12 protein-coding genes and 1 pseudogene are annotated in these 10,120 nt (G+C 60.6%); 8 read left to right on the plus strand and 5 right to left on the minus strand.

The window, feature by feature from the left end:
- Window positions 1-934: SDR family NAD(P)-dependent oxidoreductase (locus tag EN906_RS11390; RefSeq protein WP_127375179.1), on the minus strand; the 934-nt coding region annotated here is incomplete at its 3' end.
- Window positions 935-1,133: 199 nt separating this feature from the next.
- On the opposite strand from EN906_RS11390, the gene EN906_RS11395 reads away from it, so the two are divergent.
- Window positions 1,134-1,406, plus strand: coding sequence for a hypothetical protein (locus EN906_RS11395; RefSeq protein ID WP_023809470.1), 273 nt, complete (start codon window positions 1,134-1,136; stop codon window positions 1,404-1,406).
- A gap of 106 nt (window positions 1,407-1,512) precedes the next feature.
- On the opposite strand, the gene EN906_RS11400 is transcribed toward EN906_RS11395, so the two are convergent.
- Complete coding sequence (locus tag EN906_RS11400; RefSeq protein ID WP_127269400.1) at window positions 1,513-2,169, minus strand: response regulator; 657 nt, start codon at window positions 2,167-2,169, stop codon at window positions 1,513-1,515.
- Between the two features lie 271 nt (window positions 2,170-2,440).
- On the opposite strand from EN906_RS11400, the gene EN906_RS11405 reads away from it, so the two are divergent.
- Window positions 2,441-5,551 (plus strand): CheR family methyltransferase, encoded by a 3,111-nt coding sequence (locus EN906_RS11405; RefSeq protein WP_127269401.1) that lies wholly within the window; start codon window positions 2,441-2,443, stop codon window positions 5,549-5,551.
- Complete coding sequence (locus tag EN906_RS11410; RefSeq protein ID WP_127272254.1) at window positions 5,548-5,928, plus strand: response regulator; 381 nt, start codon at window positions 5,548-5,550, stop codon at window positions 5,926-5,928. The genes EN906_RS11405 and EN906_RS11410 overlap by 4 nt, the downstream gene beginning before the upstream one ends.
- A gap of 20 nt (window positions 5,929-5,948) precedes the next feature.
- Here the strand turns inward: EN906_RS11410 and EN906_RS11415 are convergent, their stop codons facing one another.
- The 3 genes from EN906_RS11415 to EN906_RS11425 form a co-directional block, all read right to left on the minus strand.
- Window positions 5,949-6,188 carry a hypothetical protein gene (locus EN906_RS11415; RefSeq protein WP_127272253.1) on the minus strand — a complete coding sequence of 80 codons (240 nt, stop codon included), beginning with the start codon at window positions 6,186-6,188 and terminating at the stop codon, window positions 5,949-5,951.
- Between the two features lie 162 nt (window positions 6,189-6,350).
- The gene (locus tag EN906_RS11420; protein ID WP_127272252.1) at window positions 6,351-7,529 is read right to left on the minus strand and encodes a zinc-dependent alcohol dehydrogenase; all 1,179 of its coding nucleotides are present in this window, start codon (window positions 7,527-7,529) and stop codon (window positions 6,351-6,353) included.
- A gap of 48 nt (window positions 7,530-7,577) precedes the next feature.
- Entirely contained in the window at window positions 7,578-8,363 is a 786-nt protein-coding gene (locus EN906_RS11425; RefSeq protein ID WP_127268249.1) for an SDR family NAD(P)-dependent oxidoreductase, read from the minus strand.
- Between the two features lie 362 nt (window positions 8,364-8,725).
- Between EN906_RS11425 and EN906_RS11430 the strand changes: the two genes are divergently transcribed.
- From EN906_RS11430 to EN906_RS37730, 5 genes and pseudogenes are all read left to right on the plus strand, one after another.
- A complete protein-coding gene (locus EN906_RS11430) occupies window positions 8,726-8,992 on the plus strand; it encodes a hypothetical protein (RefSeq protein WP_027036323.1) in 267 nt (88 codons plus the stop codon).
- Entirely contained in the window at window positions 8,989-9,207 is a 219-nt protein-coding gene (locus EN906_RS11435) for a hypothetical protein (protein ID WP_127255009.1), read from the plus strand. Before EN906_RS11430 ends, EN906_RS11435 begins: the two co-directional genes overlap by 4 nt.
- A gap of 4 nt (window positions 9,208-9,211) precedes the next feature.
- Window positions 9,212-9,430 (plus strand): hypothetical protein, encoded by a 219-nt coding sequence (locus tag EN906_RS11440; protein WP_013533184.1) that lies wholly within the window; start codon window positions 9,212-9,214, stop codon window positions 9,428-9,430.
- Between the two features lie 83 nt (window positions 9,431-9,513).
- Entirely contained in the window at window positions 9,514-9,744 is a 231-nt protein-coding gene (locus EN906_RS11445) for a hypothetical protein (protein WP_031212583.1), read from the plus strand.
- Between the two features lie 157 nt (window positions 9,745-9,901).
- A pseudogene (locus EN906_RS37730) lies at window positions 9,902-10,120 on the plus strand (hypothetical protein); the annotation flags it as partial.

The raw sequence follows: 10,120 nt of genomic DNA on the forward strand, positions 1-10,120 counted from the left end.
TATCGCCGGAGCGGGCTTTGCCGAGCAGTTCCGGCGAGCGATTCGGTGTCCCCATGGCCTCGGCCAGCAATCGCGCGACTTCGCTGATCGCATAGGCGCGGCCGCTGCCGATGTTGATGACATGACCCTTTGCCTGGCGTTGCTGCAGAGCAAGGCGAAAGGCGCGGGCGACGTCCTGCACATGGACGAAATCGCGCTTCTGTTCGCCATCCTCGAAGATCATTGGCCGTTGGCCGTTGGCGAGACGCGAAGCGAAGTTGGCCAGCACGCCGGTATAGGGATTCGACAACGCCTGGCCGGCGCCGAAGACATTGAACAGGCGCAGCGCGACCGCATCGATGCCATAGGCCTCGCCGAAGATCAGCACGGCGCGTTCCTGGGCGTATTTTGTCAGCGCATAGATGGAGGCGAGATCGACCGGCTTTTCTTCGTCCGTCGGCAGCGGCGAGAGGGCGTCTCCACCTGGCGACAGCGGGTTCCATTGCCCGCTCCTGATGTCGCTCGCCTTGCGCCGAGCATTGTCGATACGCCGGCCGTCTGGCGTTGCATAGAGCCCTTCGCCATAGACGCTCATCGACGAGGCGACGACGATCCGTTCGACCGGGTGCTTGATCAATGCTTCAAGTAGCGTTGCGGTGCCGAGATCGTTGGCGCCGACATAGCGCGCGATCTCATACATCGATTGCCCGACGCCGACTTCCGCCGCCAGATGAATGACCGCGTCAACGCCATCCAGCGCATTGGCGACCGCCTCCCGGTCTCGGACATCGCCCTTGATCAGCTCGGTCCCGGCGGGAAGCGCGACGGCTTCGCCCGCATGCACCTGCTCCAGCAGCGCATCGAGGATGCGAACCGAATAATCCTGCTCGACGAGTTCCTGTGCGACATGCCGGCCGATGAAGCCGCAGCCTCCTGTAACCAATATGCGTTTCACGACGACTCCTCAGACAAGTAACCTCGGCGCCCCGAACTTTTCGGCAAAAGGTTTGTTCCCTTGCTTCAACAAAGTTCCTTTGGCGGACTTCGTTGGGAGCCGGCATCGCGATCACGGCGCGGTGCTGGAACATTGACGCCCTTGTGCTGTTAGGACGCCCGACAGCCCGCGTGTCCGCCGATGATCAAAGGAGATTTCAATGTCTCAGTCGCAAACGACCACGAACCATGACGAAATTCGCAAATGGGCCGAGGAGCGGGACGGCCGGCCGGCGGTGGTGCGCACCAAAGGCGAGGGCGGTATCCTGCGGATCGACTTCGGCGAGCCCGAGGAAGCATTCGAGCCCATCGAATGGGACGAGTTCTTCCGGATATTCGACGAGAATGATCTGGCCTTTCTGTATCAGGCCAAGACCGGTGAGGGGAAAGCCAGCCGTTTCAACAAATTCGTCGAGCGCAATCAGAAGGGCTGATGACGCAGGCCAAGCGGCCGATCTGTACGGCCAAGTTTTCGAGATGTGGTGAACAATGACGGCCCCGCGGCTTGGCACTTCAGCCTGAGAGGCCTTGGAGGTAAAACTAATGCATCAGTTTTGCGCCGCGGGTTTTCGCCATCTCTCGCATGATGCCGTTGAGCCAGTTTTCAGTGGATTGACCAAGCTGTCTGCGGTCGACATCCCGGATCGCTTGCTCGAGCGTCCTCTCGACGAGCCGATCCGATGCGTCGACGTCTCCCAGCAAAAGGCGCGCCGCAAGTCGCAGTTTGGGCAAAAGCGCGAAGACGTCGTCGGACGGGTCCGGTACGGAGGTCGCCCGTCCCGATGCCTGCGGGGGAAAGAGTGCGTTGAACACGGCCTGGCTGCCCGAGGATTTCCGCAAATTGCTGGCGTAGCGGAGATGATCGGGAATGGCGATGTCGTCATCGCCACTGAAGAACACGAAGGGGACACCCCGGCGCATCAACTCATCGGCGATTGGAAACACGCGTCGGCCATTGAGATTGACGTCGAGAATTGCAGCTTCGGCCGTCCCGGTGTGTTTGGAAGCCTGTTCGACAGTTGCAGCGGGACCAAGGATTATGGCGCCCATATTGCTGAAAAACCGCGCAAGATCTCCCGCCATCGTCCATTCGTCTTCGACTATCAGAATATGCAGCCCCCGCAGGTCGCGCACGTCGTCATCCTTTCTTGGAACGGAGGTTAGAATGCAGCGGATTTGCTTTCCGAATTCTGTCATCCAAGGCCGCCTGCAACCGTTTCGCAAGCGTCAGCATGCGATCCGGGACGGGCCCCGCATGGGAAGCTTCGAGCGATCCAGGCGCTCCTGATACCACCGGCGTCGGGAGTTTTATGTCAGCAGATCGTTTTGCCATTGAACCACCATTGATATCGGGTTCAACGTCATCTCTGACGTCTTGTTCCATCCGTCTTGCGCGCTATATGGTTGTGTCCTGTTCGATCCGGCCTTGAGGAGACTTCATGTCGGGTCGGCGAAAGGGGGACATGCCGTGACTGCCCGATCGACTAGATTTCCCATCGTGGGCATAGGCGCGTCCGCGGGCGGCATTCCCGCGATGGAGGGCCTTTTCAAGGGCGTGACCGGCCAGCCCGGCATGGCGTTCGTCATCATCACGCATCTCAGCCCCAACAGGGAGAGTCTGTTGCATGAGGTTGTCAGCCGCTACACCGAGATGCCTGTTTCGGTGGTCGAGGATGGCACGGTGGTTCAACCTGACCACGTCTATGTGATGCCGCAAAACGTGACATTGGCCATTGAATCGGGGGTGCTGCACCTGCGTCGGCCCAATGGGCTTACCCAGGAGCGCAAGCCCATCGATATCTTCTTCAGCGCACTGGGTGAAGACCAGGGCGAATATGCCGTCGGCGTTATCCTGTCGGGCGGTGATTCCGATGGAACCCTGGGCGCCAAGGCCATCAAGGAGCGGGGCGGGTTTATCGTCGCGCAAGCGCCGGACGGCTACGGGCCGCGCAATCCCGACATGCCGCAGAGCGCTATTGCCAGTGGGCTCGTCGATGTCGCAGTGACTGCCGAGGAGATCGGGGCGAAGCTGGAGGCTTTCGCCCGCGGCTTCGACACGCTGGACGGGTTGGCGGAAGACGATGGCGATGAAACGCCCGACATCGACAAGGTGCGAGAACAAATCTACGCCATTCTGCGCAGCCACTCCGGCCATGACTTCTCGGGCTATAAGACCAAGACGTTCCTGCGCCGCGTGAAGCGACGCATGCAGATCGCCCAGGTCCATTCCATCAGCGGCTATATAGACTGGCTGAAGAAGGATGCTCGCGAGGTGATGAACCTTTTTCGCGATCTGCTGATCAACGTCACCAACTTCTTTCGCGACCCCGATGCCTTCGAGTTGCTCGGGCGAAAGATCATACCGCAGCTGTTCGAGGGCAAGACCGCCAGCGACACCGTCAGGGTCTGGGTTCCGGGATGCGCCACGGGCGAGGAGGTGTTCTCCATCGGCATCCTGCTGCGCGAACACATGGAGACGCTTACGGTCGTTCCGCGCGTCCAGATATTCGCCACCGACATAGACGAGCCGGCGCTGGCGGTGGCGCGGGCGGCACGCTATCCGGAAGCCTTGCTGCAAGGTCTTTCTCCTGAACGCAAGCAGCGGTTTTTCAACGGTGATGGCGAGAGCTATGTCCTCAGCAATGAGGTGCGCGAACTGTGCATCTTCTCGCCGCACAGCGTCATTCGCGATCCACCCTTCTCGCGCATGGATCTGGTCTCCTGCCGCAATCTGCTGATCTATTTCGGCCCGACCATCCAAAATCGCGTCATCCCTGTCTTCCATTATGCGCTGAAGCCCGGCGGATACCTTTTCCTCGGCACCTCCGAAAGCGTCGGGCAGCACGACGATCTGTTCGCCACCGTCGACAAGAAGCATCGCATCTTCCAGGCGCGGGAGCATGCCTCACCGCACATCAGACTGCCGGCCCTGATCGGAGAAAGCCATTCCAGCGTCTTCCCATCCGAAAGTGCCGGCTCGAAGAAGGGACTTGTCGGCTATCCCCTGCGGCAGGCGGTCGAGGCGCAGGTGCTGGAACGGTTCGCGCCGCCGCATGTCCTGGTCAACGCCGAGGGCGATGTCGTCTATTATTCGGCCAGGACCGGCAGATATCTCGAAGCGCCACAAGGGATTCCCAGCCGGCAGTTGCTGACGATGGCAAGGCGTGGGTTGCGGCTGGACCTCCGCGCCGCACTGCGCGAAGCGACGACCACGCGCCGCACAGTGGTGCGGGAAAACCTCACCGTGGAGGAAGACGACGAGCGGGTCCAGCCGATCAGGCTGACGATCGAGCCGCTCGCCGAACGCGGCAATGGCGAGCCGCTCTACCTTGTCCTTTTCGAGCCGTCGGGGCCGACCCAGGCCCGGTCCAACGAAGATGGCGGCAGTCGTGACAGTGACAGCACCGCCGATCTCGAGCGGGAACTGCGCGATACCAGAGAGCGCCTGCAATCGACGATCGAGGAGTACGAGACCGCGCTGGAGGAGGTGAAATCGTCGAACGAGGAACTCGTCTCCGTCAATGAGGAGGCGCAATCCACCAACGAGGAACTCGAAGCCTCGAAGGAAGAGATGCAGTCGCTCAACGAGGAGCTCAACACGATCAATGCCGAGTTGACGGCCAAGATAGAAGAGCTCGACCACGCCAACGGCGATCTGCGCAACCTGTTCGAAAGCACCGACATCGCGACTATTTTCCTCGACCGCAGCCTTGTGGTCCGCACTTTCACGCCGGCGGCGTCATCTTTCTTCAGCCTGCGCCCCTCCGATGTCGGCCGGCCGCTGACGGATCTGTCGAGCCAACTCGACTATCCCGAGTTGAAGCAGCACATCGACAAGGTGTTCGAGACGGGCGAGATCCTGAATCACCATCTGGCACGCGATGCCAGGGGCCTGTTCCACATGGTCCGCATCAATCCCTATCGCGACAAGGGCAACAGGATCCAGGGCGTGGTGGTGACACTTGTCGATGTCACCACGCTGGCACAGGCGGAAGAGCATCAGCAGGTGCTCATCTCGGAACTCAACCACCGGGTCAAGAACATGCTTGCGGTGATCGCCAGCATTGCAAGCCGCACGCGGGAAAGTTCTGATACGAAGGAGGAGTTCGCGGACGCGCTGATCGGTCGCCTGCATGCCATGTCGCGGGCCTACGGCCTGCTGACCCGGGAGAGATGGAAGGAAGCCTCGGTCAGGGAATTGCTCCAGCAGGAGCTCGAACCATTCGGCATCGAGCGGATCGAACTCGATGGCGAGGATGTCAAACTAGGTCCGCAACAGGGGCTTTCCCTGAGTATGGCCATTCATGAACTGGCCACCAACGCGGCCAAATACGGCGCTTTGTCAAAAACCGATGGCAAGGTCAGTGTGCAATGGTCGATCGAGGACGACAGTTTCACATTTGGCTGGCGAGAAAAGGACGGCCCTCTTGTAAAGGCGCCGTTGGACAACGGCTTTGGCCTGACCCTATTGCAGGGAGAAATCGGTTACAGGCTCGGCGGCCACGTCGAAACCGCGTTCCACAAGGACGGCCTCAGCGTCCAGATCGCGTTTCCGGCAAACCACAAGGAGGCGCCGTGAGCGACGACAAGCCGCGCGTTCTGGTGGTCGAGGACGAATGGCTGATCGCCGAAGACATCGCGTCACGCCTGCGTGCGGCGGGTTATCCGGTGATCGGCCCGGTCTCGTCGGCCGCCGCGGCTCGTCAGCTTATCGATGCAGGCAAAGCCGACGTGGCGCTGCTGGACATTCAATTGAACGGCGAAACAAGTCTGCCCGTGGCCGAAACATTGCTGGCTCGCGGCATCCCCTTCGCCTTCATGACCGGATTTGGGCCGCGCGACGTTCCCACACCCTTCCGAAACTGCAAATTCGTGCCGAAGCCGGCAGGCGACGCTGCACTTCTCAACACCCTGGCCGACCTGGCATCGCTTCGTCCCGACAAACACTCGCTGTGATTTCAAGAGGCCGGTTTCGATCAGTCCAGGGGCTTGTCCGTCGGCCGAGGCGTGGTGCTCGCCTGACGCGGCCGCCCGGCGTTGCGATTGGCAACCGGATTGTCCAGCGGCGCGGTCGACGGCCGGGATGTGCCTGCGGTTTTCGGCGTCTCCGGCTTGCCACCGGCATCGGTGCCATTGGCATCCCGCTTTGGGTGCGGCAGACTATCGGCGTTCGGAGACCGGACGCTAGGTTTGGATGTGGAATTCTCATTGGTCATGCAACACCTTCCTTTGCAGCCGGTGGGGCACGGCGGTCTCGCCGCCGTGAATTCTGCAGGTCAACCGCTGCCGCGATCGAAGGTTCCAGATCGCCAACGGGTCCGTTGCGGTTCACGGCAGCGAACTTGCTCAGGGCAGACCTGGTGCGAGAACCCGACGTCTCAGCCATGCGGTCGCATTACCACCTTGATGCAGCCATCCTGCTTGTCACGGAACGTCTTGTAGAGGTCCGGTCCCGCTTCGAGGTCTGCCCGGTGCGTGATCACGAAGGAGGGATCAATGTCGCCCTTCTGCACCATGGCGAGGAGCGGTTCGAGATAGCGTTGCGTGTGCGTCTGACCCATCCGGAAGGTCAGTCCTTTGTTCATGGCGGCGCCGAACGGAATATGATCGACGAGGCCGATATAGACGCCGGGCACCGAGATGGTGCCGCCTTTGCGGCAGGAGTAGATTGCTTCGCGCAATACATGCGGCCTATCGGTGCCGAGATAGACGGCAGCCTTGACCTTGTCGAGCATGGAGTCGGCACTGGCGGCGGGATCCGACTCGGTCCCGACACAGTCTATGCAGCGATCCGGACCGCGGCCATCGGTCATCGCCATCAAAGCGTCGTAGATATCGGAATTGCTGAAGTCGAGCGTCTCGGCCTTGCCGTGCTCGCGAGCCATCGCCAGCCGCTCCGGCACCTTGTCTATGGCAATGACGCGGCCGGCGCCGAGCATCCATGCGCTCTGGATGGCGAACTGACCAACCGGACCGCAACCCCAGATGGCGACGGTTTCGCCTGGCTCGATGCCGGCGTTTTCAGCTGCCATATAGCCGGTTGGAAAGATGTCGGAGAGGAACAGCACCTGTTCGTCGTCCATTCCCTCGGGCACCTTTATCGGACCGACGTCGGCGAAAGGAACGCGCAGATATTCGGCTTGCCCTCCCCAATAGCCGCCCACCAGATGCGAATAGCCGAACAGGCCAGCCGGGGATTGTCCCATCACTTCGGCAGCCTGTTTGGCATTGGGATTGGACCTGTCGCAAAGCGAGAACAGCCCCTTCTGGCAAAACCAGCACTCGCCGCATGAGATGTTGAAAGGCACCACGATGCGGTCGCCCTTTCTGAACTTCGAATGGCCGCTGCCGACTTCCACGACCTCGCCCATCGTCTCGTGTCCGAGCACATCGCCCGATTTCATCGTCGGCATATATCCGTTCATCAGATGCAAGTCCGAGCCGCATATGGCGCAACAGGTGACTTTGATGATGACGTCGCGATCATCCTCGATGGCCGGATCAGCCACCTGGTCGCATCGAATGTCGCCTTTGCCGTGCCATGTGAGCGCTTTCATGATGGTGCTCCTGCTTGGAGATTTTTTGGTTTGCTTGAAGGCCGAAGGTCAGTCTTTGGACGCTGAACCCGGCTCGGCCATCTTGCGATGCTGTTCGGCCAGCGTGCCTGCCGGCGTCACATGCGCTGCGGCGACCTGCAGCTTGTTCTTCCAACCGCTGATGATTTGTTCCTCACCGTCCATCATCGCCTCGTAGCCTGCTTTGGCGACATCGGCGGGATTGTCCTTCTCATCGGTGCCGACCTTGGTATCCATCATTTCGGCGCGTTCGAAGAACCGCGTCTGCGTTGCCCCGGGCATCAGCACGGTGACTGTGACCCCTGTGTCCTGCAACTCATGACGCAGTGCGATCGAGAAGGAATCGATGAATGCCTTGGTGCCGTTGTAGACCGCCTGGAAAGTGCCGGGCATGAAACCAGCGATCGATCCTGTGAAGAGGATGCGGCCTCGGCCGCGGCGTGCCATCCTGGCTCCGAGTTGATGCGCGAGATAGACGGTCCCGGTGATGTTGGTGTCGATGATGCGGCGGATTTTTTTCCAATCCTGATCGACGAAACCACGGCCGAGTCCACGTCCGGCGTTCAGGAACAACAGGTCGACATCGCGATCGCCGATCCCGGCGATCAAACGATCGACACCCTCCTCGGTCGCCAGATCGGCCTCGATGGCTTCGACGGTCACATCATGCGAACCGAGCGCCGCGGCAGCCTGCTGGATCGCGGGCTCGTCGGCGGCTATGATCAGGTGGTAGCCGTCCTTGGCGCACAGTTTGGCGAGTTCCTTGCCGATGCCGCTTGAGGCGCCCGTCACCACGGCCAACTTTTCATTCGTCATCACGTCCTCCGAACTTCGCTTCGGCCGAACCACTGTCGGGGCTGATTGTTCCGTGCGGGATGATGCGCGGCTGTATGCGGGCCGTGACAACGATTTGTCCTTGAGTTCATCCAAGCCATGAACAGCGGCGCGTGGAGAGGTGGAACAACTTAGGTCTACTTAGGTCTACGCGAGTTCGACATCCGTGCAGCGTCGTTGCTCCCCTTGTTTGATGCTGCACGATCGGGTCCCCCTCAGCCTGATCCAGCCCGCGCGTCCCTGCTCGGGAAGCGCGGGCTTTCCCGTGAGTTCGGCTGCCATGTTTTTAAGTTCTGGTGGGAACAATGTACCCGTTTGGCAGTTCGGCGCGCAGGAGGAACAGAATGCAATACGCCGAAGAAATCGCGCTCAGGCGCGTAAAGATGCTGGTCGAACAATATGTCGTCGCCAGGAGCAGGAGATATGATTTCGTCTCGACGGAACTTGCCTGCAAGGCCATTCGCCAGGTCGTACGAAGCCCGATCGAAGACGCCGAACTGGACCATTTGCTGGCTAGAAGCGCGGTCAAACAAGGGCTCTCGGTGCGGTTCGACCGGATAGGTCATTGGCAGGCGGCTTCGCCCGGACTCAGCCAGGAGAAATCAGCATGAGGGCAGTGCTTTTGATGTCGGCGGCATTGCTCGCCTTGGCGGGGTGCAACGACAATGCCGATCCAGCCAAGTCCAAGACGGATACTACGAACAGCCAGCCGGTCGACAAGAATCCCACGACGGACACCAACCCAACACCGCAGACCAGCACCGGCGGCGACCAGCAAGGTACGCAGCCAACCCAGCCGGCATCTCCCAAGCCAAGTGGTGGCTAGGCCTATGGAGCGACGCAACGCAATAATCTCGCTGGTGATAGCGGCGGTCATCATTGTTGGTTTCGTCGTGGGCTTTTTCTACGTCGATATGGGCTGGCAGACCTCGCCGCTGAAACGCGCGCCGGAGCAGAACCAGGGCGGCAATGCCCCCGCGGATACCGCCCCGGCTGCCGGCGTCCAGAAAAATCCTAGGGAAAACACGGAAATGCCGGGGCAGCAGTGATCGACGGCCGGCAGCAACAGGCGAGGCGACGTCGCGGTGACGGTGCCGAAGTGAGTTCGATACAGCACGGATCTGGAGTGTGGATGATGGGCATCCTTTCCGACCTCGACAAGAAACTGACGGACAATATGTACGAGCATGGCAGCGAATTCACCGATGCGGTTTCGGATCTGCCCGAAGCAGTCGTTGAAGCGGTCGAACGGCTGATGTTTTTCATCCAGCCCGACGCGCGCGACACAGTCAGAACTCAGGTTCTCGGCCTCATTCACGAATACAGAATCCAAGACGCTCCGAACGGGGATCGCCCCGCCTGACCTTCAGCTTACGCTGATGCGGCAATTGAAACCGATCGGGACCTGGCTCGCCGCCGCGTGCTCCGGATCGGCGGGCGCGGTCGTTGACGGACCCGACGAGTGCTCTAGATCAGATTTACGCCGGCCACGGTTTTGTTGGGTCGGGGGAGACTATTCGGTGGCGCACGAGACGCCTGATTTGATCGTTAGACGCCGCTATCTCAGGCTCGAGTGCTTGTGCTTGCTGTTGATGATGTTGTCGGCATGCTCATCTTCCGATCAGATCGAGCAGCAATCACGAACAGCGGCCTCCGCATCGCAGACTGTATTGATGGCGCTGGACGCCTGGGCGGCAGGGGCGGCGCCGACCGCATACACGGCGGGTACGCTGCAATCG

This window comes from Mesorhizobium sp. M7A.F.Ca.CA.004.06.1.1 (assembly GCF_003999135.1).
Classification (GTDB): domain Bacteria; phylum Pseudomonadota; class Alphaproteobacteria; order Rhizobiales; family Rhizobiaceae; genus Mesorhizobium.

Coding starts and splice junctions, on each gene's coding strand:
- EN906_RS11445 (WP_031212583.1), top strand. CDS start 9,514: ATGATGGGCATCCTTTCCGACCTCGACAAGAAACTGACGGACAATATG.
- EN906_RS11435 (WP_127255009.1), top strand. CDS start 8,989: ATGAGGGCAGTGCTTTTGATGTCGGCGGCATTGCTCGCCTTGGCGGGG.
- EN906_RS11400 (WP_127269400.1), bottom strand. CDS start 2,169: ATGACAGAATTCGGAAAGCAAATCCGCTGCATTCTAACCTCCGTTCCA.
- EN906_RS11420 (WP_127272252.1), bottom strand. CDS start 7,529: ATGAAAGCGCTCACATGGCACGGCAAAGGCGACATTCGATGCGACCAG.
- EN906_RS11430 (WP_027036323.1), top strand. CDS start 8,726: ATGCAATACGCCGAAGAAATCGCGCTCAGGCGCGTAAAGATGCTGGTC.
- EN906_RS11395 (WP_023809470.1), top strand. CDS start 1,134: ATGTCTCAGTCGCAAACGACCACGAACCATGACGAAATTCGCAAATGG.
- EN906_RS11440 (WP_013533184.1), top strand. CDS start 9,212: ATGGAGCGACGCAACGCAATAATCTCGCTGGTGATAGCGGCGGTCATC.
- EN906_RS11415 (WP_127272253.1), bottom strand. CDS start 6,188: ATGACCAATGAGAATTCCACATCCAAACCTAGCGTCCGGTCTCCGAAC.
- EN906_RS11425 (WP_127268249.1), bottom strand. CDS start 8,363: ATGACGAATGAAAAGTTGGCCGTGGTGACGGGCGCCTCAAGCGGCATC.